Consider the following 25,435-nt stretch of genomic DNA (forward strand, 5'->3'; position numbering starts at 1 on the left):
GTGCGGGCGCCGGCGGACATGCGGGCCACAGTAGGCCCGGCGATCAAGCCCGCAGGAGCCGTTTACCGGCCAATCGGCGCGGGTTCGGCGGCTCGGCCTCAGCCGGCCGCGCGGCGCCCCCAGGCGGTGCCGGCGAGGACGAGGGCCGCTCCGGTGAGGCCGGCGGCGCCGAGGCGCTCGCCGCCGATGGCGATGCCCGCGGCCGCCGCCCACAGCGGTTCGGTGCCGAGCAGCAGGCTGACGCGGGAGGGCGAGGTGCGGCGTACGGCCCACATCTGCACGAAGAAGGCGAAGAGGGTGCAGAAGACGGAGAGGAAGGCGAGCCCGGCCCATTCGGCGGGCCCGAAGCCGGCGGCGGCCGTCCAGGGGGCGTCACCGGTGCCGGGGACCGCGGCCAGCACGGCGAAGACCAGTACGGCGCTGCCGAGCTGGACCGTGGTCAGCGAGAGCGAGTCGGCGTCCTGGACGGCCTTGATCCGCGCCATCAGCAGCACGTGCAGGGTGCGGGCCAGGGCGGCGCCGAGGATCAGCAGGTCCCCCGGACCGGGCACGGTGAACCCGGCGCCCTGCGTCAGGAGCACCACCCCGGCGACGGAGACGGCGGCGGCCCCGAGGAAGGCGGCCGACGGCCGCCTGCGGCGCACGGCGGACTCGGCGAGCGGCGTGAAGATCATGGTCAGGCTGATGATCAGACCGGCGTTGGTGGCGGAGGTGTGCACCACCCCGTAGGTCTCCAGCAGGAAGATCCCGCCGAGTACGAGCCCCAGCGCCGCGGCGCCCCGCAGCTGGGCGGGGCTCAGGGCGCGCAGCCGCCGCCGTCCGGCGAGGACGAGCACGGGGAGCACGAGCGCGAAGCGCAGTACGAGGACCGCGATCACGGTGTGCGTGGCGGTGATCCCCTTGGCCGCGAGGTAGCTGCCGCCCCAGACGACGGCGACGAGCAGCACGGGCAGGTCGGCGAGCCAGGCACGGCGGGGGGCGAGGGCGGGGGCGGGGGCGGCGAGGGTGGACACCGGGCGGCTCCGACGGCGGGAAGGGTGTGGAGACGGCGGCGGCTCGCACGGGTGCGGGGCCACCGTAGCCGAGTGGATCTTCCCGGTCGACCGGTTATCCCGCGCCGTCCCGCCCCCGCGGAGCCCGCGGCCTCAGTCCTCGAAGGTGCCGAAGGAGGCGCGGCCGGTGGGGCGGTAGGTGTGGATGGCGGTCCCGCTGCCGGTGGTGCGGGAGGCGGTCAGCTCGAAGGCCGTGGGCAGGCCGCCGGTGGGGAACAGCCGCCGGCCCCCGCCGAGGAAGACGGGGAAGACCAGGAGGTTCAGCTCCTCGACGAGGTCGCGCGCCAGCAGCCACTGGGCCAGCTGTCCGCTGCCGTGCACCTGGAGCTCGCCGTCCATGGCGTCCTTGATCCGGACGATCTCCGACTGGAGCTGCTCCCCGTCCACGACGGTGGCCGGGCCCCAGGCGGGGTCCTCGAGGGTGGTGGAGGCGACGTACTTCGGCAGCCGGTTGAGCTTGTTCGGGACCGGGTCGGCCGGGTCGTCGTGCTGCGGCCAGTAGGAGGCGAAGATCTCGTACGTCCGGCGTCCGAGGAGGAAGGCCCCGGCCCGGCCGAAGAGCTCGTTCACGAACTCCCCCATGCCCTCGTCGGCGAAGGGCACGAGCCAGCCGCCGTACTCGAACCCGCCGCTGCGGTCCTCGTCGGGGCCGCCGGGGGCCTGCATCACTCCGTCGAGGGTCAGGAAGGTGGTGAGGGTCAGCTTGCCCATGGCGCGGCGCTCCTTGTGTCGTGTCCTGCCGGTCTCTTCTCCTCCTCAGACTCCCGTCGGCGCCGGAACTCATCGGTGCGGCGCGCGTGAGCGCGAGGTCGGATTCCCGCCAGCGCCGTCCGCCTCCCGAAGATTTCATTGAACTCGCAACCAAATGGACGGTACGGATCGGGGAGGAACGACATGAACGGCAACACGGTGGCCCTGGTGACGGGCGGCAGCCGGGGCATCGGAGCGGCCACCGCGCTGCGGCTGGCCGAGGACGGCTTCGACGTGGCGCTCACCTACGTCAACGGCGCCGGCGCAGCGGCGGAGGTCGTGGGCAAGATCGAGGCCCTGGGCCGCAGGGGCCTGGCGGTACGGGCCGACGCCGCCAGCGCGGACGGCCCCCGGACGGCGGTGGAGGAGACCGTACGGGCGCTGGGGCGGCTCGACGTCCTGGTCAACAACGCCGGCGCGGGGGTGATCGGGCCGATCGGCACGCTCGGCATCGCCGAGGTGGACCTGGTCCTCGGCGTCAACGTCCGGGGCGCCTTCCTGGCCGCACAGGCCGCGGCCGGGCACATGGGTCCCGGCGGACGGATCGTCACCGTCGGCAGCTGCATGGTGGGCCGGGTCCCCGGCCCCGGCGGCACGCTGTACGCGATGAGCAAGGCGGCCATGACGGGCCTGACGAAGTCCCTCGCCCGGGAGCTCGGCGGCCGCGGCATCACCGCCAACCTGGTCCACCCGGGCCCCACGGACACGGACATGAACCCGGCCGACGGACCGTACGCGGACCCGCAGCGCTCGATGACGGCGCTCGGGCGCTACGGCACCCCCGAGGAGGTGGCGGCGATGGTGTCCTTCCTCGCCGGGCCGGACTCCGCGTACGTCACCGGGGCGGAGTTCTCGGTGGACGGCGGCCACGCCGCGTAGCCCTCGGGGCCGGGCGCGCGGCGGGACCAGGAGCCCGGCGCGGGGCCCGGCCCCCGTGCGGCCCGGGCCGGCGAGCGCGACGGGGCGCACCACGGAAGTGGTGCGCCCCGTCGGTGCGTTCCCGGCCCCGGGGGTGTCGGCCCCCGGGGCGGGTCATGAAGAGCGGATCAGCCGCCCAGCTCCTGGTGACGGGCGGCGTGCGCGGCCGCGCCGCCCTCCGTCAGCGAACCGAACAGGCGCAGGCGGGAGAAGCCGCCGTCCGGGAAGATGTCGATCCGTACGTGGGTGCCGACCGCCGGGGCGTCCAGCACGAAGCGGTGGTTGGTGTCGGGCTGCAGGCGGGTGCGCGGCAGGAACTCCGTCCACTCGCCCTCCTCGCCGGTCTTGATCGACAGCGAGGCCCAGCCGGCCGAGTTGCCCTTGAGGTAGGCGGTGTCGATCTCCACGGCGCGGATCTCGGACTCGGCGACGAGCTGGTAGCGGATCCAGTCGTTGCCGTTGTCGCGGCGGCGGGCGGTCTCCCAGCCGTCGTCCATCTTGCGGGAGCGGCCCGGGTTGATGGTGTTGGTCGGCGGGGAGTAGAAGCGGTTGGAGGCGTCCTCGACGGAGCCGCCGTTCTCCAGGGCGACGACGTCGAAGGTGCCCAGCACGGCGAGCCACTTCGGGTCGGGGCGGACCTCGCCGTAGACGCGCAGGCGGGCGATGCCGCCGTCCGGGTGCTGGTTCAGGCGCAGGTGCGTGAAGCGCTGCTCGACGTTGACCTCGAAGCCGTTGGCCGCGTGGCCGCCGACCGGGGTGCGCTCGACGAGGGTCGTCCACTTGACGTCGTCGGAGAGCAGCTCCGCCTCGGTCGGGGAGCCCTCGACGGAGGCGCCCTGGATGGACACGGCCTGCGGCATGTTGCCGCGGAAGTGGGCGGTGTCGACGACGATGCCCCGGATGACGCCGGGGGCGCCGAGGCGGATCAGGGCGTAGTCGTGGTCCTCGGCGGTCGGCCAGGGCTGCTCGGCGGACACGCCGCGGCGGCGGCGGGTCTCCCAGCCGTCCATGACCTTGCCCTTGTGCCCGAAGTGCTCGGGGTCGAAGTGGCCGGCCTCGGCGATCAGCAGGTTCTCGCGCTGGGCGAAGAACTCGTCGTTGGCGGCGATGACACCGGCGCCCAGCTCCCGGGCGGCGAGGTTCGCGTACTGGGTGAAGGGGAACTCCGCGGTGCGGTAGTCCGCGTACGGGTCGCCGCCCCCGTACGGGTTCGCGTTACCGGTGAAGGAAGCCGATCCAGTCGAACGCTGTGCCACTGTCAGTTCTGCCTTTCAAGGAGGAGGCCCGTGGGCTCGGTCGGGGTGCCGTGGTCGGCGATCTGCGTGCCGCGCAGCCAGGTGGACTTCACGACGCCGTGCAGGGTCTTGCCCGCGTACGCCGTGACCTGGTTGCGGTGGTGCAGCTCGGCCGGGTCCACGGTGAAGGTCTCTTCGGGTGCCAGGACGGCGAAGTCGGCGTCACGGCCGGCCTCGATGGCGCCCTTCTGCGCCAGGCCGGCCAGCGCGGCCGGGGCGGTGGACATCCAGCGCGCGACCTCTTCGAGGGTGCGGCCGCGCCTGCGCGCCTCGGTCCAGATCGCGGGCAGGCCCAGCTGGAGGGAGGAGATGCCGCCCCACGCGGTGGCGAAGTCGCCGGTCTTCAGGTCCGCGGTGGAGGGCGAGTGGTCGGAGACGATGCAGTCGATGGTGCCGTCGGCGAGGGCGTCCCACAGGACGTCCTGGTTCGCGGCCTCGCGGATCGGCGGGCAGCACTTGAACTCGGTGGCGCCGTCCGGGACTTCCTCGGCGGTGAGGGTGAGGAAGTGCGGGCAGGACTCGACAGTGATCTGCACGCCCTCGGCCTTGGCCGCGGCGATCAGCGGCAGCGCGGAGGCGGAGGACAGGTGCAGGACGTGCACGCGGGCGTTGAGCCGCTTCGCCTGGGCGATCAGGTTCTGGATCGCGGTGTTCTCGGCGTCCTGGGGGCGGGAGGCGAGGAAGTCGGCGTACTTGGGGCCCGGGTTCTGCGGGGCGGACTCCAGGTGGTGCGGGTCCTCGGCGTGCACGATGAGCAGGCCGCCGAAGCCGGTGATCTCGGCGAGGGACGTGGCCAGCTGCTCCTGGTCCAGCAGCGGGAACTCGTCCACGCCGGAGGGCGACAGGAAGCACTTGAAGCCGTAGACGCCGGCGTCGTGCAGCGGGCGCAGGTCCTTGACGTTGTCCGGCAGGGCGCCGCCCCAGAAGCCGACGTCCACGTGCGCCTTGGTCCGGGCGACCTCCTGCTTGACGCGGAGGTTGTCGACCGTGGTGGTCGGCGGCAGGGAGTTGAGCGGCATGTCGAGGATGGTGGTGATGCCGCCGGCCGCGGCGGCGCGGGTGGCCGTCCAGAAGCCCTCCCACTCCGTGCGGCCCGGGTCGTTCACGTGGACGTGGGTGTCCACCAGGCCGGGAAGCAGGACGTCGTCGCCGAAGTCCTCCAGCCGGGCTCCGGCCGGCACCTCGGCGTCGTGCGCCAGCACGGCCGTGATCTTCCCGCCGGCGACGGCGACCGAAGCGGCGCGCGTCCCCTCGGGGGTGATGACGCGCGTCGAGCGCAGTACCAGTTCCACCGCCACGTCGGCCACCGGAACCTCCCCATCTACTTCCACAGAGCGAAATTCAACGTTCTGTTGACGGAGTCTTCACCCCGATCCGGGGCCAGTCAAGAGCGCCCGGACGGACTGCTGACGCGCTGACACCGCAATTGGATGTTTCCACAGGATGGAATTAAGATTTCACTATCCAGAATGTAGCTACCACCACCGGGGATCGGGCGGGTAACTTCCCGAGGACGTCCACCACCAGGACAAACCACCTCTGACCGGCGAGGACGGCGAGGGCCCGGCTCTAGGGCCGACGCCGACCGACCGGTAGGCTGCTTCCTTGCCTGCCAGCACCGAAAGGACCGCGCCGTGCCGACGTCCAGCGCCAGCACCACCGACGCTTCCGCCAAGCCCACCGCCGGCGGCGGTGGCGTCCAGTCCCTTGAGCGCGCCTTCGATCTGCTCGAACGCATGGCCGATGCCGGTGGCGAGGTCGGCCTCAGCGAGCTCTCGGCCGCCAGCGGCCTGCCGCTCCCGACCATCCACCGCCTGATGCGCACCCTCGTCGCGTGCGGGTACGTCCGGCAGCAGCCCAACCGACGGTACTCCCTCGGCCCCCGCCTCATCCGCCTGGGCGAGTCCGCGTCGCGGCTGCTGGGCACCTGGGCCCGCCCCTACCTGGCCCGCCTGGTCGAGGAGACCGGGGAGACGGCGAACATGGCCCTGCTCGACGGCGACGAGATCGTCTACGTCGCCCAGGTGCCGTCCAAGCACTCCATGCGCATGTTCACCGAGGTCGGCCGCCGCGTCCTGCCGCACTCCACCGGCGTGGGCAAGGCGCTGCTCGCGCACACCCCGGCCGACGAGGTCCGCGCCCTGCTGGCGCGCACCGGGATGCCCGCAGCGACCGAGAAGACCATCACCACCCCCGAGGGCTTCCTGGAGGCCCTGGAGCAGGTCCGCAGGGTCGGCTACGCGGTCGACGACAACGAGCAGGAAATAGGAGTCCGCTGCCTGGCCGTGTCGGTGCCCGACTCGCCGACCGCCGCCGCGATCTCCATCTCCGGTCCGGCCGGCCGCGTGACGCAGGCGGTGGCCGAGTCCTTCGTGCCGATCCTCCAGGGCGTCGCCGCGGAGCTGTCCGTGGCCCTGCAGAGCCAGACCCCCGCGTAGGACCGCGTACGACGAGAGCCCCGGCACCCTCCCCCTGTGGGGGTGCCGGGGCTCTCGCGTGTGCGGGCCCGCGCGCCGGCCGCGTACGGCCTCGTACGCGTGCTCAGGCCGCCGGGACGGACGCGGACCGCGGTCCGTCGGGCGCGGCGGGGGCGGCGGGGGCGGCGGAGGTGAGGCGGCCGTCGGCCATGGTCGCCGTACGGTCCATCCGGTCCAGGTGGGCGCGGTCGTGCGTGACCAGCACCGTGGCCGTGGCGCGCTCCCGGGTGAGGGCGACCAGCAGGTCCAGGACCGCCGCGCCGCGCTCGTGGTCGAGGGCGCTGGTCGGCTCGTCCACCAGCAGCACGGCCGGCTCGTTCATCAGGGCCCGGGCGATGTTCACGCGCTGGCGCTGGCCCCCGGACAGCTGGTGCGGGCGCTTGCCGGCCTTGTCGGCCAGGCCCACCGCGTCCAGCAGCTCCAGGGCGCGGCGGCGCAGCTGCCCGGAGGGGCGGCCCGAGACGTGGGCCATCACCTGGAGCTGCTCGGCGGCCGTCAGCGAGGCCAGCAGGTTCGGCTGCTGGAAGACGATGCCGATGTGCTCCCGGCGCAGCGCCGACTTCTCGGCGGGCCCGAGCCGGGTGGTGTCCCGGCCCGCGACGACGACCCGGCCGGAGTCCGGGGTGACCAGGGTGGCCGCCACGGCCAGCAGGCTGGACTTGCCGGAGCCGGAGGGCCCCACGATCGCGGTCAGGGAGCCCGCGGGCACCTCCAGGGAGACGGCGTCGAGCGCGGTGAGGCGGCCGTCCCCGTCCGGGTAGGTGAGCGTGACGTCGTCAACGAGCAGGGTCATCGGGCGCTCCCCAGGGCGGTCAGCGGGTCGACGGAGGTGATCCGCCGGATGGACAGGGCCGCGCCCAGCGCGCCGAGCACGATCATGATCGCGGCGGGGGCCAGCACGGTGGCGGCGTCCAGGACGAAGGGCACGTCGCCGCCGCTGATCAGGGCGCCGATGCCGGCCGCGAGCGCGGTCCCGGCGCCGGTGCCGATCGCGAGCATCACCACGGCCTGGCCGAGGGCGTCCTTGAGCAGGTACGGGGTGGAGGCGCCCAGCGCCTTCAGCACCGCGACGTCACCGCTGCGCTGGATCGTCCAGACGGTGAAGAAGGCCCCTATGACCAGGGCGGAGATGGCGAAGAGGAAGCCGCGCATCAGCTGGAGCGAGCCGTTCTCGGCCTGGTAGGACCCTATGGCTCCGAGGGCCTCGTCGACCGTCTGCGTCTTCGTGCCCGCCGCCTGGTCGCCTGCGGCCCAGTCCGCGTCAGCGGAGCCCCGGAGGGCGATGACGGTGGCGACGGTGTCCGGGGAGGCGCCGGGGTTGCCGACGCGCTGCCAGTCGTCCAGGTCCATCCAGACGACCGGCGTGTGGCTGTAGGCCGCCGTGCCGGAGACGGCGGCGACGGTCAGCTCGAGCGTCCCGATCCTGACCCGGCCCCCGGCGGTGAGCCCGCCGAGCTCCTTCGCCGCCTTCTCGGTGAGGACCACCCGGCCCTGGCCGAGCCCCGCCCCGGCGGGTGCGAGCCGGCCGGCCGGCTCGACGCCGAAGACGGAGACGGCGGCGGTGCGCCCGCCCGCGACGGCGTTGGTGGTGCGGATGCCGAGCGGCTGGGCGGCCTCGACCCCGGGCCGCCCCCGCCAGGCCTTCCAGGCGCCCTCGGGCAGCTGGGACTGGGTGAAGGAGACCTTCTGGTCCCCGGCGGGCGCCGCGAAGGCCAGGTGCGAGGCGGGCAGCCCGGTGACGGCCGAGATGTTCTCCCGGGCCAGTCCGGAGGTGAGCCCCGACAGCAGGCCGACCAGCAGCGTGATCAGCAGTACGACCGAGCCCATGAGGGCGAAGCGGCCCTTGGCGAACCGTAGATCTCTCCATGCGACGAACATGTCCCCCACCTTGGTCGCGCACGCGGGCCCCGGGCATCGCGCCACGGTCGGCATCCTGCTATCGAAGGTGGCATCCGGACATCAAACTTTCGGTTGACCGGCGCCCCGGACCGCCCGCTTACGCTGGTCGGACGATGTCTGCCGCACCGCCCTCCCGCCCCCTGACCCCCGTCACCCGCGTACTGCGGCTGTGCCTGCACGCGCTCCTCCTCGGGCTGCTCGCGCTGGCCTCCGCGCGGGCCGTCGCCGACTCCGCGCCGCGCGCCGGGTGGGTGACCGGCGTCTGCGTGCTGCTGGCCGCCGTCTACGCGGCGGGCGTACGGGCCCGCGCCGTGCACCGCTCGGCACGGGCCGCCGGACTGTGGCTGGCCGGGGTGGGCGCGGTGTGGGGCGCCCTGCTGGTCCTCTCCCCCGACGGGGTGTGGATCGCCTTCCCGCTGTACTTCCTGGAGCTGCACCTGCTGCGGCTGCGCTGGGCCCTGGCGGCCGTCGGCACCACCGCCTGCGCCGCCATCGGCGGCTTCGTGGCGCACACCGGCTCCGTCAACCCCGGGGCCTTCCTCGGGCCGCTGCTGGGCGGGGCGGTCGCCGTCGCCACGGTGCTGGGCTACCAGGCCCTGTACCGCGAGAGCGAACGCCGCCGCGAGCTGATCGAGGAGCTCATCGCCACCCGGGCCGAGCTGGCGGCCGCCGAGCGGGGCGCGGGGATCCTCGCGGAGCGCGAACGGCTCGCGCGGGAGATCCACGACACCCTGGCCCAGGGCCTGTCGTCCATCCAGCTGCTGCTGCGGGCCGCCGAGCGGGCGCTGTCGGAGGACCTGGCGGCCCCGGACGCTCCGGCCGGCCGGGGGGCTCCGGGGGCCGGCGTCTGCGTCACCCCCGCAGCGGCCGCGCTCGCGCACATCGCCCGGGCCCGCGAGGCCGCGCAGGACAACCTCGCCGAGGCGCGCCGCTTCGTACGGGCCCTGACTCCCCCGGACCTGGAGCACGGCTCGCTGGCGGCGGCGCTGGAGCGGCTGTGCTCGGGGGCACCGGGCCCGCGCGTGCGCTTCTCCGTCAGCGGCACCCCCCGGGCGCTGCCCACCCCGTACGAGGTGGCCCTGCTCCGGATCGCCCAGTCGGCGCTGGCCAACGTGGTGCGGCACGCGGGGGCCGGCCGGGCGGAGATCACCCTGACCTTCATGGACAGCTCGGTCACCCTGGACGTGGTCGACGACGGCCGGGGCTTCGACCCCGCAGGGGCCGCCTCCGGCGACGGCGGCTTCGGCCTGCCCGCGATGCGGGCGCGGGCCGAGTCGCTGGGCGGGCTGTTCACCGTCGAGTCCGACCCGGGCCAGGGCACCGCCGTGGCCGTCACCCTGCCGCTGCCCGTGGAGGCCTGACCATGACCATCCGGCTCCTGCTCGCCGACGACCACCCCGTGGTCCGCGCCGGACTGCGCGCGGTGCTGGACACCGAGCCGGACTTCGCGGTGGTCGCGGAGGCGGCGACGGCGGAGCGGGCGGTGGAACTGGCCGCCTCCGAGCCGGTGGACGTCGTCCTGATGGACCTCCAGTTCGGGTCCGGGATGCACGGCTCGGCGGCCACGGCGGCGATCACGGCGCGGCCCGGCGCGCCCCGGGTGCTGGTGCTGACCACCTACGACACGGACGCCGACATCCTCGCGGCGGTGGAGGCCGGCGCCTCGGGCTACCTGCTGAAGGACGCCCCGCCCGAGGAGCTGGCCGCGGCGGTCCGCACGGCGGCGGCCGGCCAGTCGGCGCTGGCGCCGGCGGTGGCGCTGCGGCTGATGGACCGGATGCGGACCCCGGCGGAGGCGCTGACGAAGCGGGAGCTGGAGGTGCTCCAGCTGGTCGCGGACGGGCTGTCGAACCAGCAGATCTCGAAGCGGCTCTTCCTCAGCCAGGCCACGGTCAAGTCCCACCTGGTGCACGTCTACGCCAAGCTCGGCGTCGACTCGCGCACCTCCGCCGTCGCGGCGGCCGCCACCCGCCGGCTGATCCGGACGCCATAGGAGCCTCGGGCCTTACGGGGGTTGTCCCCCGGGCGGACAGGCCGGGAGGCAGGCGGGCGGCGGGGGCCGCCGGCCGGAAGCATTCGGGGGACGATCCCCGTCCACGAGAGCGAGCCCCGATGTCCGCGATCCCGAGCACGACCGCGCAGCACCGCCGTCCGGCCCCCGCCGCTCCCCCGCCGCCCGTCCGCGCCGCGTACGTCCTGTGGCTGGCGGCCGTCGCCGCCGGGGCCTTCGAGACCGTGCTCGCGGTCGGCCGGATGGCCGGCGACGGCACCGGCTCCGCCGGGGAGATCGGCACGGGCCTCGCCGTCCGGCTCACGGTCTTCACCCTCGCCGTGCTCGTCGCCCGGCGGATGCGGGACGGGGCCCCGTGGGCGCGCGTCACGCTGGCGCTGGGCCTGGGGGTGCTGGGCACCGCCTCGATGGTGCTCCAGCCCCTCGGCCACCTCGCCGGCGGAGGCTCGGCCGCCGACGCCCTGTCCCGGGCGGGCGCCCTGGACCTCGTCTTCGGGGCGAGCCGGGCCGTGCACGTCGCGGCCCTGCTGGGGGCCGTGGCGCTGATGTTCCGGCCGGCGGCGAACGCGTACTTCGGGCGGGCCCGGCAGGGGTCCGGGCCCGGCGCCCCCGCCGCGGATCCGGCGGCCGGGCAGGCCTGACCGGCCCGGCCGGCTCAGGCCACCCAGTACGGCCGCTCGACCCCCGGAGCCAGCGGGACGCCGTCGTGGAAGGCCGCCGCGAGACGGCGTACGCCCTCCTCCAGGCGCTCGGCCGGCAGGGTGTACGGGATGCGCAGGCGGTGCTCGAAGGTGCCCGGGTCGACACCGAAGCGGGCCCCGCGCCCGATGTGCACCCCGGCGGCCGCGGCGCGTTCCGAGAGGGCGGAGCCGACCGGCTCGCCGAGGTCCACCCAGAGCGAGAGGCCGCCCGGCGGCAGCTGCCAGGACCACTCGGGGGTGTGCCGCTGGAGCGCGGAGACCAGGGCCGCCCGCCGGGAGCGCAGCTGCGCCAGCCGGTCGGGCAGGGACCGGTCCAGGCCCTCCAGCAGCGGCAGCGCCACGGCCTGGTCGAGCACGGAGCCGGTCATGTCCGCGGAGACCCGTACGGCGGTCAGCTCGGCGATCATCTTCGCGGTGGCCCGGACCCAGCCCACCCGCAGGCCGCCCCAGTGCGTCTTGCTCAGCGAGCCGATGGTGATCACGTGGTCGGCGCCCGAGCGGGGGGCGAGCGAGGCCAGCGGCGCGGGGGCGGGCACGTCGAGGGCGATGTCGGCGATGGTCTCGTCGACCACCAGCCAGGTACCGGTGGCCCGGGTCGCCGCCAGCAGCCGCAGCCGCTGCTCCTGCGGCATCAGGGCGCCCGTCGGGTTGTGGAAGTCCGGGATCACGTACGCCAGCCGGGGCACGGTCTGGCGCAGCGTGGACTCGGCGATCTCCATGTCCCAGCCGGTGTCGGAGACGGCGATGGACCCGGTGCGCAGGCGGGCGTGGCGCAGGGCGTCGAGGGCGTTGGCGTAGGTGGGGTTCTCGGTGACGACCCGGTCCCCCGGCCGGCAGAGCAGGCTGACCACGAGGGCGAAGGCCTGCTGGGCCCCGGCGGTGACCAGGATCTGCTCGGGGCGGGTGGGCAGCCCGCGGCGGGTGAAGCGGTCCGCGACGGCGGCGCGCAGGTCGGGCAGCCCGAAGGGGTGGTAGCCGGGGGTGCGGGTGAGTCCGGGCAGCATCGGGGCGACCCGGGCGAGGGCATCGGCGAGGCTGCCGTCCGGGGCCCCCATCGCGGCGATGGCGAGGTCGATCCCGGGGTCCCCGTCGGCGCTGTAGCCGCCGGCGCCGAGGAGGTTGTGGGCGCCGACGGGCCCGTGGCCGTCGGGGAGCTCGGTCCAGGTGCCGGAGCCGCGCCGGCTGCGTACGTAGCCGCTCTCGCGGAGCAGGTCGTAGGCGCCGGTGACGGTGGCGCGGCTGGCGCCGACCGCCTCGGCGAGCTCGCGCTCGGCGGGCAGCCGGACGTGCAGGGCGATCCGGCCGTCGAGGATCAGGGTGCGGACGGCGTCGGCGAGGGCCCGGTACCCGGGGCGGGCCAGTACCTCGGGCGGGAGCAGTGCCGCGAGCTGGCGGCTCCCGATCGTCCTGTCCGCCGTATGGACCACTCGCCCGTTTGCCATGCCAACCTCCCCTGATTGGCTCTGCCGGCCAGGCCAATCCGGGTCCAGACTCGCGGTATTGGCCCTCGATTGGCAAGGAGTGCTCCACGATGCCGTACGAAGTCTTCACCGGCGGATCCACCGGCGGACTCACCGATCGTGACGAACGGGCCCTGGCGGCCGCCGTCGGGAACCGGATCTCCGAACCGCTGCGGGTCGGGGCCGCGCTCGCCTCCGTACGGCGGCTGCTGGCGGGGCTCCCACCCGTTCGGGGGAAGGGGCGGCGAGAATCGCCGGCATGTCAGCAGTCGAACACTCCCGCGAAGCCGTCACCGGCCGGCCCCCTGCCCCTGTGACCTCCCCGTCCGGGTCCGCGTCCGGCGCCGGGGCCCCGCCCCCGCCCCTGATCGCCGGCCTGCTCCTGGCCGCCGGCGGCGGGCGCCGGCTGGGCGGGCGCCCCAAGGCCCTGCTCCCCTACCGCGGGCGCCCGCTGGTCGAGAACGCCGTGCGCGTGCTGCGCGAGGCCGGCTGCGGCCCGGTGCACGTGGTGCTCGGGGCCTCGGCCGCGGAGGTGCGCGAACGCGCCGACCTGGCGGGCTGCGTGGTCGTGGACAACCCGGACTGGGCCGAGGGGATGGGCTCCTCGCTGCGGGTCGGCCTCGCCTCCCTGGCCGGCACGGGGGCCCGCGCGGCCCTGGTGTCGCTGGTGGACCAGCCGGGCATCGGGCCGGCGGCGGTGGCCCGGGTGCGGGAGGCGTACCGCTCGCCGTCGAGCCTGGTGGCGGCGGCGTACGACGGGGAGCGCGGGCATCCCGTGCTGTTCGGGGCGGACCGCTGGGCGGACATCGCGGCGACCGCGACCGGGGACCAGGGTGCGCGTGTCCACCTGAAGAACCACGCCGCCGAGGTCATGCTGGTGGAGTGCGGGGACGTCGCGGCCGCTTTCGACATCGACACCCCGGCCGACCTGGCACATCTGGACTGAGCGGGGCGTGACCGCGATGGCACTGAGGGCCACCGGCAACCGGAATCTGTCGACTCAGAGAATCTCGACATCAACAAACCATTGAACTTCCACCATGAGGAAATTACTATCCACTGGTCAGAAGCGCCCTGAACCCCAGACGGCGCCCGCGACCGTTACCCGGAACTCTCCACACCCGACGGCACTGCGTGCCGTCTCGCGCGAGCATTCCCCGCGGCCGCCAGGCACCGCCGCTGAAGGAGTGACAGTTATGTCCGCACCAGCGCCGTCCCCGCTGGCCATCGTCGACGCCGAGCCCCTGCCCCGGCAGGACGAAGTCCTCACCGAAGCGGCTCTCGCCTTCGTGGCCGAGCTCCACCGGCGGTTCGCCCCCCGCCGCGCCGAGCTCCTCGCCCGACGCGGCGAGCGGCGCGCCGAGATCGCCCGCACCTCCACGCTCGACTTCCTCCCGGACACCGCACAGGTCCGCGAGGGCGACTGGAAGGTCGCGCCGGCCCCGGCCGCCCTGAACGACCGCCGCGTGGAGATCACCGGTCCGACCGACCGCAAGATGACCATCAACGCCCTGAACTCGGGCGCCAAGGTCTGGCTCGCCGACTTCGAGGACGCCTCGGCTCCCACCTGGGAGAACGTGGTCCTCGGCCAGCTCAACCTCATCGACGCCTACGAGCGCCGCATCGACTTCACCGACGCGCGCACCGGCAAGGCGTACGCCCTCAAGCCCGCCGACCAGCTCGCGACCGTGGTCATGCGCCCGCGCGGCTGGCACCTGGAGGAGCGCCACCTCAGCTTCGAGGGCGGCCCGGCCTCCGGCTCCCTCGTGGACTTCGGCCTCTACTTCTTCCACAACGCCCAGCGCCTGATCGGCCTCGGCAAGGGCCCGTACTTCTACCTCCCGAAGACGGAGTCGCACCTGGAGGCCCGCCTCTGGAACGACATCTTCGTCTTCGCCCAGGACTACGTGGGCATCCCGCAGGGCACCGTCCGCGCGACCGTCCTCATCGAGACCATCACCGCGGCCTACGAGATGGAAGAGATCCTCTTCGAGCTCAAGGACCACGCGGCGGGCCTGAACGCGGGCCGCTGGGACTACCTGTTCTCCATCGTCAAGAACTTCCGGGACGGCGGCGAGAAGTTCGTCCTCCCGGACCGCAACGCGGTGACGATGACGGCCCCCTTCATGCGCGCCTACACCGAACTGCTCGTCCGCACCTGCCACAAGCGCGGCGCGCACGCGATCGGCGGCATGGCCGCCTTCATCCCGTCCCGCAAGGACGCCGAGGTCAACCGGATCGCGTTCGAGAAGGTCCGGGCCGACAAGGACCGCGAGGCCGCCGACGGCTTCGACGGCTCCTGGGTCGCCCACCCCGACCTGGTCCCGATCGCCATGGCCTCCTTCGACGCCGTCCTCGGCGAGAAGCCCAACCAGAAGGACCGCCTCCGCGAGGACGTCTCGGTGGCCCCCGGCGACCTGATCGCGATCGACTCCCTGGACGCCCGGCCCACCTACGAGGGTCTGCGCAACGCGGTCCAGGTCGGCACCCGCTACATCGAGGCCTGGCTGCGCGGCCTCGGCGCCGTCGGCATCTTCGGCCTCATGGAGGACGCCGCCACCGCCGAGATCTCGCGCTCCCAGATCTGGCAGTGGATCAACGCCGGAGTCGTGTTCGAGAACGGCGAGCTCGCCACCGCCGAACTGACCCGCAAGATCGCCGCCGAGGAGCTCGACGCGATCCGCGCCGAGATCGGCGACGAGGCCTTCGCGGCCGGGAAGTGGCAGCAGGCCCACGACCTCCTGCTCCAGGTCTCCCTGGACGCCGACTACGCGGACTTCCTGACCCTCCCCGCGTACGACCAGCTGGTCGGCTGACCGGCCGTCACGACCCGCACCACCCACTTCGGCTGAATCGCACAGCAGTCGAGCACATCTCCGCCCCCGCCGCCCCCGAGGCGCCGGGGGCGGAGCCGTTTCCGCACGCGGTCTGCGCATCCGCGAATCCGGACGGCGGCCTTCACCCCCCGCCGCAACGGCCCCACACGGCCTCGACGCCCGACCGACCGGTCGGACGTTACTGCATCGTAACGTGACTGTACCTAGCGGTAACAAGTGGGCGCGTGCCACCTTTCCGATGCCACCGGCGCCGGCGGTACCCCCACTTTCCAAGCCACGCACCGAAGTTGTCGGCAACTTCGGCGTGGCCGACCGCAGGAGTTCCGCAGTGATCGGATTCCGAAAGTCCGGCGAGGGCCGGGCGGCCCCGCGTCGCGTGCGACGGCTGGCCGGCGCAGGGATGGTACTGCCGCTCGCGGCCGCGCTGCTCGCCGGCGGGGCCGGGACGGCCGTGGCCGGCCCCGGGACGGGACCCACCGCCGTGGTGTCCATGGGCGACAGCTACATCTCCGGCGAGGCCGGACGCTGGAAGGGCAACAGCCTGACCAACAGCGGGAGCAGGAACGGCACCGACCGGGCGTGGGTCAGTGGCAGTTCCTACGATCCCGCGAAGGTATACGGCGCCACCGCGGGCGGGTGCCACCGCTCCGACTCGGCCGAGGTGCTGAGCGCCGGCGCGATCGCCGAGACGGCGGTGAACCTGGCCTGCTCCGGGGCGGTTTCGCAGAACGTCTTCCGCGCCTCCAACGGCGGCGTGGCCTACAAGGGCGAGGCCCCGCAGGCCGACCAGCTCGCGGCGGTGGCCGCGAGCCGCAACGTGAAGGTCATCGCGCTGTCCATCGGCGGGAACGACCTCGGCTTCGCCGACATCATCAAGGACTGCGCGCTCGACTTCGTCCTGTGGGGCTCGTACTGCTACGACGACCAGCAGGCCGGGGTCGACCAGAAGATCGACGGCGTGATGGAGAACGTCGGCAAGTCGGTCGACGAGATCCGGGCCGTGATGCGCCAGGCCGGGTACGCGGACTCCTCGTACCGGATCGTGCTGCAGTCCTACCCGTCCCCGATCCCGCGGGGCGCGGAGAACCGGTACACCCAGAGCGACTGGAGCCGGCTCAACACCGGCGGCTGCCCGTTCTGGAACCGGGACTCCGACTGGGCCCGGGACTCGCTCGTGCCGCAGATCGCCAACCGCATCAAGGGGGTCGCGGCGGCCAAGGGCGTGCAGTTCCTGGACCTGCGGGACATGCTCCAGGGCCGTGAGGTCTGCGCGAAGGCCAGCAAGCAGGTCAGCTCCACCGTCCCCGCCTCGGGGAAGACGAGCGAATGGGCGCGCTGGATCGACAACAACGAGTCGCAGGGCCTGATCCAGGAGTCCATGCACCCGAACTACTACGGGCAGCTGGCCGTCGGCCGCTGCCTGGCCCTGGCCGTGGCCCAGTCCGCGGGCTCGGCGTCCAGCTGCAAGAACACCGCCGGGGGCGACCACACCGGCATGTTCCTGACGGCCGCTCCGTAATTCGGAGGAGGACCGCGGGACGGGCTGTCATGATCAGGCCATGGCAGTCCGTCCCGCGCGTCCCAGTCTCTACATCTCCGTCGACATCGAGGCCGACGGCCCGATCCCCGGCCCCTATTCGATGATCAGCTTCGGCGCGGCCGTCGCCGGCCGCCAGGACGGGGCCGTGTACACGGCCGCCGACCCGGAGCGCCAGACCTTCTACCGGGAGCTGCGCCCCATCAGCGACCGGTACGTGGACGCCGCCCTCGCCGTCAGCGGCCTGGACCGCGAACGCCTGCTCCGCGAGGGCACCGACCCGGCCGCGGCGATGGCGGAGTTCCGGGCGTGGGTGCGGGAGGTCTCCGCCGGGGCGCAGCCGGTCATGTGCGGCTACCCGGCCTCCTTCGACTGGACCTTCCTGTACTGGTACCTGATCGAGTTCGGCGACGACAGCCCCTTCGGCCACTCCGGCTGCCTGGACATGAAGACCCTGTACGCGGCCAAGGCCCGCGTCCCGCTGCGCGCCGCCGTGAAGGGCCGGATGCCCCGCGAACTGCGCTCTCAGCGCCGGCACACCCACCACGCCCTGGACGACGCGGTCGAGCAGGCCGAGCTGATGAGCAACCTGATGCTCTGGCAGCCGGACGCGGACCTCCCCCGGCAGGCCTAGGCGGCGCGGTCCGGGCCCGTCAGGGCCGCCAGGGCCGAGGTGAAGGCCGCGCGGCAGCGGAGCCAGTCCGGGTCCGGGGACGGCGCGTGCAGGGCGAGGAGCTTGGGGAGGAGGTCCGCCGAGAAGGCGCGGGCCGCCTCCGCCGGGAGCAGGGACGGGAGGTTGTCGATGGCGATCACGTCCACCGGCGGACCCCCGGCCGGCAGCCGCCGCGCCGGGGCCGTCCAGTCGGTCAGCCGGTCGTAGACCGGGAGCAGGTGCAGCTCCGATCCGGTGTCACAGGTGATGTCGGCGATCACCGAGAGCCGCCGGGCACCGCCGGTCTCCAGGTCGGCCGGGGTCAGGAAGGGCGGTACCGGACGGGTGGTCAGCACCGCGTTGACCAGGATGTCGTGGCCGAGCAGCGCGGCACGGTCCAGGCTGCGGGTCGCGGTGCGGTCCCAGCGGGTGACCGGGATCCCGGCGGCGGCGAGGGCGTCGCAGGCGCCGCGCCCGCTGCGGCCGCCCGCACCGATGACCAGCGCCCGCAGCCCGTCGGGGGCCCCGGCGCGCAGTCGGGCGTCCAGCTCGGGCCGGGGCAGCGGGACCAGCGGGGCCCTGAGGGCGCCGCGGGCGTGCAGCGCCGCCAGGGCGGCGCCCGCGTACCCCGCCCAGTAGCCGAAGGCGGCCAGCCTGCGGCCCTGCGCGTCGGCGAGGTACTCCAGGTCGAGCAGGGTCCCGCCGCCCGCCGCGAACCGGCGCAGCAGGCCGGGGGCCTGCGCCTGGCCCTTGTAGGCGTGCCCGAAGTAGACGTGCCGGTGGTGCAGGAGCTCGGGCGTCGGCGGGAGCTCCTTGAGGCCGAGGACGTACGCGGACCCGGGCGCGGCCCGCGACCAGGAGCCGGCCGGCGCGGTACGGCAGCCGGCGGCCTCGTAGGCGTCGAGCGGGAAGACCCGGTGCCCGGACTCCTCCACCGTGATCCGTAAGCCCTGCCCGACGAGCCGCGCGGCGTCCTCGGGGGTCAGGGGGGCGCGCCGTTCGGTGGGCCGGGTCTCGCTGCGCATCCAGAGCTGCGGGGTTTCGGGCATCGCTGTACCACCTGTCCGGTCGGAAGGGGTGGGCTCATGCGATGTCTTTCCGCGTCCTTGACGCGGTACGCCGGACCGGCGCCGGAACTCCGGGCCCGGGAGCACCTCGCGCACCAGCCGGTGACCTGCGGCTCAGAGTTCCGGCAGCAGGTCCCTCAGCGTGCGGCGGGAGCCCTCCGCCCGCGCCGCCCTGAAGGCCTCCGGGGTCATGCGGGCCCGCAGGGTCCGCTCGGCGCGCGGGGGGCAGGCTGCGGCCGGGCGGTTGCCGGAGACCGCGCCGAGCAGCTTCGCGGACTCCTCGTAGTGGCCGAGGCCGGCCTCCAGTTCCGCCAGCAGCTCCGCCGAGAAGGCCTGCCCGAGCCGGTCCCCGAGGGACAGCTGTACCTCCAGGGCGGCCACCAGCCGGGTCCGGGCCAGCGCGGGGCGGCCCTCGCGCCGCTGCACGATCGCGTGGGCGTAGTCGGACCAGGACCGCGCCCACAGGTCCGCGGGCGAGCCGGGTCCGTCGTCCCCGACGGGTACGGCCTCCGGCCCGGTGTGCGCGAGCGCCATCGCGAGGGCGGCCCGCAGCACCTCCCGGCCCGGTCCGAACTCCGGCTCCTGCGGCAGCTGTTCCAGGGCGTCCCGGAACTCGTCGGCGGCCTCGCCGGGCCGGTCCTGCCACAGGGCCGCGGTGCCCCGGGCGTGTGCCAGGTAGGCCAGCGCGGCGTCCTCCCCCTCCAGTACGGCCGCGCTCCAGGCCTCCGCCAGCAGCGGATCGGCGGCACCCGCCCGGCCGAAGGCGGCGGCCAGCCAGGCCGCCAGGCACAGCGCGCGGGCCGGCCGGGGCTCCGGGTGCAGGGCGAGGGCCCGCTCCAGGTGCCGGCGCCCCTCCGCCTCCAGCCCGCAGGCCGACCAGAGGAACCAGAGCGACCCGGCGACCTCCAGTGCCCCCGCCGGTCCGGCCTCGGACAGCGGGTCCATCGCGCGGCGCAGCTCGGGCAGCTCCCGCAGGGCCAGGGCGCGCGCCTGCGGCTGCGCCCCCGACCGCCACAGCCAGGCCGCCCGTTCGGCGATGACCCGGCACCGCTCGTGGTGGCGGCGCTCGGCCAGGGCCGCGTCGGCGCCGGGGGCGTGCGCGAGCCGCCGGGCCTCGTAGGCCCGTACGGGCAGGGGCAGTCGGTAGCGTCCCGGTTCCCCGGGCTCCGCGAGCAGCGCGGGCGCGAGCCGCCGCAGGGTCTCGGCGGCGTCCTCGGGGCCGAGCTCGCCGAAGCCGCACACCTGCGCGACGGCGGCCTCGTCGAAGGAGCCCGCGAAGACGGACAGCCGCGTCCACAGCAGCCGCTCCCCCGGCGAGGACAGCCGGTGCGTGCGCAGGACGTCGGCCCCGCCCGCCCGGCCCGCTCCCTCGGCGAGGAAGCCGAGCGGGTCGGCGGTCAGCCGGCGCAGCGCCTCGGCCGGGCTGTGGCGGCCGGCGCGCCCGGCGGCCAGCTCCAGCGCGCCGGGGATCCCGTCGAGGGCGCGGCACAGGGCGGCGACGGCGGCGGCGTTGCGGTCGGTGAGCTCGAAGGAGGGGTCGGCCCCGCGCGCCCGCTGCGCGTAGAGGCGTACGGAGGCGTAGCCGGAGACCTCGGTTGCGTCGCCGCCCGCGTCACCGCCCCCGTCGGCGGCGTCCGCACCGGCGCCGTCGGCGATGTCACCCGCAGGCTCCCGACTGGCCGGATCCTGCGGTTCCGGCGGCACCGGAAGCGGGCCCACAACGACCTGCGCCCCTTTCCGGAACCCAAGAATCCGCTGTGAAGTGGCCAGAATTCGCACCCGGGGCAATCGCGCCAGCAACCGGTCGGCCAGGGCCCCCGCATACTCCCCGAACTGCTCGCAGCCGTCGAGCACCAGCAGCGCCTCGCGGCCTTCGAGCCGCCGCTCCAGCTCCTGCGCCAGGGTGCCCCGCAGGCGTCCGGGCAGGCTCGCGAGATCGGCCCACACCACGTCCGCGCCCTCGGTGCGGCCCAGGGCCCGGACGGTCCGCACGGCCAGCCGCGTCTTGCCTATTCCCGCTGGTCCGACCAGGATGACCAGACGTTCCGTACCGAGCAGGGCAGCAGTCCGCGCGAGCTCGCGCTCCCGCCCCACGAAGCTCGACAGTTCGGCCGGCACCGCGTGGCGCAGGCTCGCCCCGAGGTCCCCCACACGTCCTCCTCCTGCTCTCCTCAAGGCCCACTAGACAGCCTGGTGGCATGCCCGGGCCCACGAAGAGAGATGATCAGCCGAAAGCAGGGTTGACCGGCCGATGGCCGGGAGAACCACCAGGGGAAGGTATGAACTCGGCCATTTCCGCCATCGACGACACCGACCGGGCGCTCGTCCACGCGCTCCAGCTCGCCCCGCGCGCCAGCTGGGAGCGCCTGGCGCAGGTCCTCGGCGCGCGTCCCGAGACCCTCGCGCGACGCTGGGAGCGGCTGACCTCCGCCGGCGACGCCTGGGTCTCCGGCATCGGGCTGCGCACGGGCAATCGGGCGCCCTGTATGGCGTGGGTCGAGGTGACGTGCGCGGCGGGCGCCGCTCGGGCGGTGGGCGCGGCCCTGACCGGCGACGCCCACACCATGGGCGTGGAGCACACCACGGGCGGCCGCGACCTGCTGGTATTCGTCGCCGTACCGGACCTGCACATGATGTACCAGTACCTCTCCTTCCGGGTGGAGCGGATTCCGGGGGTGGTCGGCACCCGCTCCTCCGTGGTCACGGCGGTGCACGCCTCCCCCGACCGCTGGCGCCTGGACCAGCTGACGCCCGCCCAGGCCGACCGGCTGACCGGGCGCGGCAGCCGCAAGGGAGCCCCGGCGTCCCCCGCGCCGGTCGCCGCGATGCCCGAGGAGGACCGGCCGCTGGTGCTGGCGCTGGCCTCGGACGCGCGGCGCAGCGTGGCCTCGCTGGCCCGGGAGTCGGGGATGAGCGAGTCGACCGTACGGCGCCGCCTGGGCCGGCTGGAGACGGGGCAGAGCCTGCGCTACAGCTGCGCGATGGCCTCGGGGCTGACCGGCTGGCCGGTGTCCGCGACGGTCTGGGCGGAGGTGCCCGAGCACGAGGTGGCCGACTGCGCGGCGGTGGCCGCGGGGCTCCGCGAGACCCGGACCTGCATGTCCGTCAGCGGCCGCTGGAACTTCATGATCGGCGCCCGGCTGCGCACCGTGGAGGAGCTGTCCCGCTACACCGCCGACCTGACGCGCAGGATGCCGGGGCTGCGCGTGACGGACACGTCGGTGGCCCTGCACGTGCGCAAGTCGGAGGCGCAGGAGCTGGACCGGACGGGCCGTCGGGTACGGACGGTCCGGCCGGACATCTGGACGGACACGGCACCGGTGGCCTGGGACGAGGCCCTGCCGTACGGGACGGGCCGGCCGTTCGGGGCCGCGTAGGGGCGACGGGCCGGCGCGCGGGGGCCTGCGGCGGGGGGCACGCCGACGCGCGGCGGCGCGCACGCCACACCCGCAGTGGGTGACGTACGCGCCGCCGGGCGCGGCGCCCGGTGCCGGCCCGGCGGCCGGGGCGCCGGGGTCAGTGGACGAAGGCGGGTTCCGCCGCGGCCTCCGCCGCCGCGTTCCGCTTCGCGCCGAGGTGGTTGAAGGCCAGGTTGAGCAGGATCGCCACCACGCACCCGGTGCTGATGCCGGAGTCGAGGACGACCAGCAGGTCCTTGGGGAAGGCGTGGTAGAACTCCGGCGCGGCGATCGGGATCAGGCCGATGCCCACCGAGGCGGCGACGATCAGGGCGTTCTCCCCCTTCTCCATGGCCGCGCCCGCCAGGGTCTGGATGCCGCTGGCCGCGACCGAGCCGAAGAGGACCACGCCGGCGCCGCCGAGGACGGGCAGCGGGACGACCCCGATCACGGAGGCGGCCATCGGACACAGGCCGAGCAGGATCAGGATGCCGCCGCCGGCCGCGACCACGAAGCGGCTGCGCACCTTGGTCATCGCGACGAGCCCGATGTTCTGGGCGAAGGCGCTGCACATGAAGCCGTTGAACAGCGGGCTGAGCGCGCTGCCGAGGGTGTCGGCGCGCAGGCCTCCCTCGATGGTCCTCGCGTCCGCGGGCCGGCCGACGATCTTGCCGAGGGCCAGGATGTCGGCGGTGGACTCGGTCATGCAGACCAGCATCACGATGCACATCGAGACGATGGCGGCGACCTGGAACTGCGGGGCGCCGAAGTGGAAGGGGGTCGGGAAGCCGACGACCGAGGCGTTCTTGACGGCGTCGAAGCTGGTCATGCCGAGCGGGAGGGCGATGAGCGTGCCCGCGACCAGGCCCAGCAGGATGGAGATCTGCTGGAGGAAGCCGCGCAGGAACTTCCGCATCACCAGGACGATCGCCAGGGTGAGGGCCGCCATGCCGATGTTCTCCATCGAGCCGTAGTCGGCGGCGGCGCGGTTGCCGCCCTGTGACCAGTTGAAGGCCACCGGGAGCAGCGACACGCCGATCAGGGTGATGACGGTGCCGGTGACGACGGGCGGGAAGAAGCGGACGAGCTTGCCGAAGTAGGGGGCGGCTATGAAGCCGACCAGTCCGGCGACGATGATCGCGCCGAAGATGATGGGGATGGCGTTGTCCCCCTCCCCCTTGCCGATGGCGATCATCGGGGTCACGCCGGCGAAGGAGACACCGTTGACGAAGGGGAGCTTGGCGCCGATCTTCCAGAACCCGAGGGTCTGGAGGAGGGTGGCGAGCCCTGCGGTGAAGAGCGAGGCGCCCATCAGGAAGGCGGTCTCGGTGGCGGAGAGGCCGACCGCCGGACCGACGATCATGGGCGGGGCTACGACACCCGCGTACATGGCGGCCACGTGCTGGAGACCGCTCGTGAACATCTTCAGCGGGGGCAAGGTCTCGTCGACCGGGTGCTTCTCCTCCGGTACTGCGACTGCATCTTTGCGAAACCTGGGCGTTGCGGCCACGGCTTCCTCCGGTCGGTTAAACACGTCGGCAGGGACGTGGGTGTCTTGGAGGTGGTGCGAAAGCGTGCTGGTCCAGCCTTTATGGAGTTGTGGGTACTGCTACTTCTTGTCCCAAGGGGTGCGGAATCGATTCGCCCAAAATCTGCTCCGCGCGGTGGCTCCACCCCCGTACGGGGCCGGTGGTGCCGTGGCGAGCGGTGACCGCTCCCGGGGGCGCCCTCGGATCTCTCCTCGGGCGCTTCCCGGGAACGGCTGCCGCGGACCCCGCTCGGGTCCGCGGCCGCCGGCCGGGGGCCGTCCCCCCCTGCCGGACTTCTGGGGTTCCCCCCAGCGGTCGCTGGGGAGATCAGCCCTGGGCGGAGATCCGCGCCAGGCGCTGGGCCTCCTCGCGGGTGGACACCGCGATGGCGTCCTCGTCCGCGAAGAGCAGCCGGTTGTTCTCGACGATCTGCTTGCCGTTGACGAACGAGGCGGTGACCGGGGCGGCAGCGCCGAAGACGAGCGCGGTGACCGGGTCGGCGATCGAGGAGTGCAGGAAGGTGTTCAGGTTCCACAGGACCAGGTCGGCGTTCTTGCCGACCTCCAGCGAACCGATGTTGTCGGCGCGGCCGAGGACCTGGGCGCCGCCGTAGGTGCCGAGGCGCAGCGACTGGCGGGCGTTGAGCGCGGCCTCGCGGTGCACCGGGTTCAGGCGGTTGATCAGCAGCGCGTTGCGCAGCTCGGTGTGCAGCTCACCGGACTCGTTGGAGGCGGTGCCGTCCACGCCGAGGCCGACCGGGACGCCGGCGGCCAGCATGTCCGGGACGCGGGCGATGCCGGCGGCCAGACGGGCGTTGGAGGACGGGCAGTGCGCGACACCGGTCTTGGTGCGGGCGAACGCGGCGATGTCGGAGTCGTTCATGTGGACGCTGTGCGCCATCCACACGTCCTCGCCGAGCCAGCCGGTCGACTCGAAGTAGTCGGTCGGGCCCATGCCGAAGAGCTCGTGGCAGAACTTCTCCTCCTCGACCGTCTCCGAGCCGTGCGTGTGCATGCGCACACCCAGGCGGCGGGCCAGCTCGGCACCCTGCTTCAGCAGCTCGGTGGAGACCGAGAAGGGGGAGCACGGGGCGACCGCGACCTGCGTCATCGAGTCGGCGGAGGCGTCGTGGAACTTCTTGATGGTCGCCTCGGTGTCGGCCAGGGCGCCCTCAAGGGTCTCGACGGCGTGGTCCGGCGGCAGGCCGCCGTCCTTCTCGCTGCGGTCCATCGAGCCGCGGGCGAGGGTGAAGCGGACGCCCATCTCGGACGCGGCGCGGATGATCGCGCCGGAGAGGTCGCCGGAGTTCTTGGGGTAGACGTAGTGGTGGTCCATCGCGGTGGTGACACCGCCGCGGGCCATCGCGGCCAGCGAGCCCTGGGCCGCCGTGTACGCCATCTGCTCGTCGATGCGCGCCCAGGTCGGGTACAGGGCGACGAGCCAGTTGAAGAGGTTGTGGTCGGTGGCCAGGCCACGCGTGATCCACTGGTAGAAGTGGTGGTGCGTGTTGACCAGACCGGGAGTCACGAGGTGCCCGGTGCCGTCGATGCGGCGGACGACGTTGTCGAGGTTCTCGGGGGCTTTGCCCGCGCCGATGGACTCGATCTTGTTGCCGGCGATGACGATGTGACCCGAGGCGTACTCGGTGTCGTTCGCGTCGACGGTCGCGATCGCACAGTTTTCGATGACGATGCGCTCTACGGCGCTGTCATGGGCTGCCGATGCTGCCATGGGACTTCCTCGTGCTTTCAGTGGCGGTGCGGGCACGGCAAAACCCAGGGGATTTGAGTGCCGGAGCCGGGGGCCTGACAGCTGACAGTACTGCCGCCCCGTGTGCTGGTCCGGGTGCCGA

Annotated in this window: 21 protein-coding genes; 10 read left to right on the forward strand and 11 right to left on the reverse strand. The window is 73.9% G+C overall.

Going from position 1 to position 25,435, the window contains the following annotated elements; all coding sequences use genetic code 11:
* Positions 1-98: 98 nt before the first annotated feature.
* Both ACZ597_RS16470 and ACZ597_RS16475 read right to left on the reverse strand, forming a co-directional pair.
* On the reverse strand, positions 99-1,013 hold the full coding sequence (locus tag ACZ597_RS16470; RefSeq protein WP_471329934.1) for a DMT family transporter: 915 nt from the start codon (positions 1,011-1,013) through the stop codon (positions 99-101).
* A 132-nt stretch (positions 1,014-1,145) separates the two neighbouring features.
* Positions 1,146-1,763, reverse strand: coding sequence for a dihydrofolate reductase family protein (locus ACZ597_RS16475; RefSeq protein WP_471329936.1), 618 nt, complete (start codon positions 1,761-1,763; stop codon positions 1,146-1,148).
* A 183-nt stretch (positions 1,764-1,946) separates the two neighbouring features.
* Between ACZ597_RS16475 and ACZ597_RS16480 the strand changes: the two genes are divergently transcribed.
* Positions 1,947-2,681 (forward strand): SDR family NAD(P)-dependent oxidoreductase, encoded by a 735-nt coding sequence (locus ACZ597_RS16480; protein WP_471329939.1) that lies wholly within the window; start codon positions 1,947-1,949, stop codon positions 2,679-2,681.
* A gap of 167 nt (positions 2,682-2,848) precedes the next feature.
* Here ACZ597_RS16480 and alc read toward each other — a convergent pair whose 3' ends face one another.
* A complete protein-coding gene (alc, locus tag ACZ597_RS16485; protein WP_471329942.1) occupies positions 2,849-3,976 on the reverse strand; it encodes an allantoicase in 1,128 nt (375 codons plus the stop codon).
* A 2-nt stretch (positions 3,977-3,978) separates the two neighbouring features.
* Positions 3,979-5,313, reverse strand: a complete 1,335-nt coding sequence (allB, locus tag ACZ597_RS16490; RefSeq protein WP_471330139.1) for an allantoinase AllB — start codon at positions 5,311-5,313, stop codon at positions 3,979-3,981.
* 336 nt (positions 5,314-5,649) lie between these two features.
* On the opposite strand from allB, the gene ACZ597_RS16495 reads away from it, so the two are divergent.
* On the forward strand, positions 5,650-6,453 hold the full coding sequence (locus ACZ597_RS16495) for an IclR family transcriptional regulator (protein WP_007267406.1): 804 nt from the start codon (positions 5,650-5,652) through the stop codon (positions 6,451-6,453).
* A gap of 103 nt (positions 6,454-6,556) precedes the next feature.
* Here the strand turns inward: ACZ597_RS16495 and ACZ597_RS16500 are convergent, their stop codons facing one another.
* Positions 6,557-7,285, reverse strand: a complete 729-nt coding sequence (locus ACZ597_RS16500) for an ABC transporter ATP-binding protein (RefSeq protein ID WP_471329945.1) — start codon at positions 7,283-7,285, stop codon at positions 6,557-6,559.
* The gene (locus ACZ597_RS16505; protein WP_471329948.1) at positions 7,282-8,370 is read right to left on the reverse strand and encodes an ABC transporter permease; all 1,089 of its coding nucleotides are present in this window, start codon (positions 8,368-8,370) and stop codon (positions 7,282-7,284) included. The genes ACZ597_RS16500 and ACZ597_RS16505 overlap by 4 nt, the downstream gene beginning before the upstream one ends.
* Positions 8,371-8,504: 134 nt before the next feature.
* On the opposite strand from ACZ597_RS16505, the gene ACZ597_RS16510 reads away from it, so the two are divergent.
* From ACZ597_RS16510 to ACZ597_RS16520, 3 genes are all read left to right on the forward strand, one after another.
* Positions 8,505-9,752, forward strand: a complete 1,248-nt coding sequence (locus ACZ597_RS16510) for a sensor histidine kinase (RefSeq protein ID WP_471329951.1) — start codon at positions 8,505-8,507, stop codon at positions 9,750-9,752.
* 2 nt (positions 9,753-9,754) lie between these two features.
* Positions 9,755-10,384 carry a response regulator gene (locus tag ACZ597_RS16515; protein WP_471329953.1) on the forward strand — a complete coding sequence of 210 codons (630 nt, stop codon included), beginning with the start codon at positions 9,755-9,757 and terminating at the stop codon, positions 10,382-10,384.
* Positions 10,385-10,503: 119 nt separating this feature from the next.
* Positions 10,504-11,043, forward strand: a complete 540-nt coding sequence (locus tag ACZ597_RS16520; protein WP_471329956.1) for a hypothetical protein — start codon at positions 10,504-10,506, stop codon at positions 11,041-11,043.
* Positions 11,044-11,057: 14 nt separating this feature from the next.
* On the opposite strand, the gene yczR is transcribed toward ACZ597_RS16520, so the two are convergent.
* The gene (gene yczR, locus ACZ597_RS16525) at positions 11,058-12,545 is read right to left on the reverse strand and encodes a MocR-like transcription factor YczR (RefSeq protein WP_471329958.1); all 1,488 of its coding nucleotides are present in this window, start codon (positions 12,543-12,545) and stop codon (positions 11,058-11,060) included.
* A gap of 382 nt (positions 12,546-12,927) precedes the next feature.
* Between yczR and ACZ597_RS16530 the strand changes: the two genes are divergently transcribed.
* The 4 genes from ACZ597_RS16530 to ACZ597_RS16545 all read left to right on the forward strand — a co-directional run bounded on the left by ACZ597_RS16530 (position 12,928) and on the right by ACZ597_RS16545 (position 17,571).
* Positions 12,928-13,509: a nucleotidyltransferase family protein gene (locus ACZ597_RS16530; protein ID WP_471330141.1), complete on the forward strand. Its 582-nt coding sequence runs from the start codon at positions 12,928-12,930 to the stop codon at positions 13,507-13,509.
* A 250-nt stretch (positions 13,510-13,759) separates the two neighbouring features.
* A complete protein-coding gene (gene aceB / locus ACZ597_RS16535) occupies positions 13,760-15,379 on the forward strand; it encodes a malate synthase A (RefSeq protein WP_471329961.1) in 1,620 nt (539 codons plus the stop codon).
* A 349-nt stretch (positions 15,380-15,728) separates the two neighbouring features.
* A complete protein-coding gene (locus ACZ597_RS16540; RefSeq protein WP_471329964.1) occupies positions 15,729-16,919 on the forward strand; it encodes a GDSL-type esterase/lipase family protein in 1,191 nt (396 codons plus the stop codon).
* A gap of 40 nt (positions 16,920-16,959) precedes the next feature.
* The gene (locus ACZ597_RS16545) at positions 16,960-17,571 is read left to right on the forward strand and encodes a 3'-5' exonuclease (RefSeq protein ID WP_471329966.1); all 612 of its coding nucleotides are present in this window, start codon (positions 16,960-16,962) and stop codon (positions 17,569-17,571) included.
* Here ACZ597_RS16545 and ACZ597_RS16550 read toward each other — a convergent pair.
* Positions 17,568-18,638 carry a saccharopine dehydrogenase gene (locus ACZ597_RS16550; protein ID WP_471329969.1) on the reverse strand — a complete coding sequence of 357 codons (1,071 nt, stop codon included), beginning with the start codon at positions 18,636-18,638 and terminating at the stop codon, positions 17,568-17,570. The genes ACZ597_RS16545 and ACZ597_RS16550 overlap by 4 nt on opposite strands.
* A gap of 132 nt (positions 18,639-18,770) precedes the next feature.
* Positions 18,771-20,807, reverse strand: coding sequence for an ATP-binding protein (locus ACZ597_RS16555; RefSeq protein ID WP_471329972.1), 2,037 nt, complete (start codon positions 20,805-20,807; stop codon positions 18,771-18,773).
* A 128-nt stretch (positions 20,808-20,935) separates the two neighbouring features.
* Here ACZ597_RS16555 and ACZ597_RS16560 point away from each other — a divergent pair, with 128 nt between their 5' ends.
* Positions 20,936-22,033 (forward strand): Lrp/AsnC family transcriptional regulator, encoded by a 1,098-nt coding sequence (locus ACZ597_RS16560; RefSeq protein ID WP_471329975.1) that lies wholly within the window; start codon positions 20,936-20,938, stop codon positions 22,031-22,033.
* 139 nt (positions 22,034-22,172) lie between these two features.
* On the opposite strand, the gene ACZ597_RS16565 is transcribed toward ACZ597_RS16560, so the two are convergent.
* Positions 22,173-23,564 (reverse strand): nucleobase:cation symporter-2 family protein, encoded by a 1,392-nt coding sequence (locus tag ACZ597_RS16565; RefSeq protein ID WP_471329978.1) that lies wholly within the window; start codon positions 23,562-23,564, stop codon positions 22,173-22,175.
* Between the two features lie 346 nt (positions 23,565-23,910).
* Positions 23,911-25,314 (reverse strand): 8-oxoguanine deaminase, encoded by a 1,404-nt coding sequence (locus tag ACZ597_RS16570; RefSeq protein ID WP_401247900.1) that lies wholly within the window; start codon positions 25,312-25,314, stop codon positions 23,911-23,913.
* Positions 25,315-25,435 lie beyond the last annotated feature (121 nt).

This window comes from Streptomyces sp. NPDC040718, from assembly GCF_055593565.1.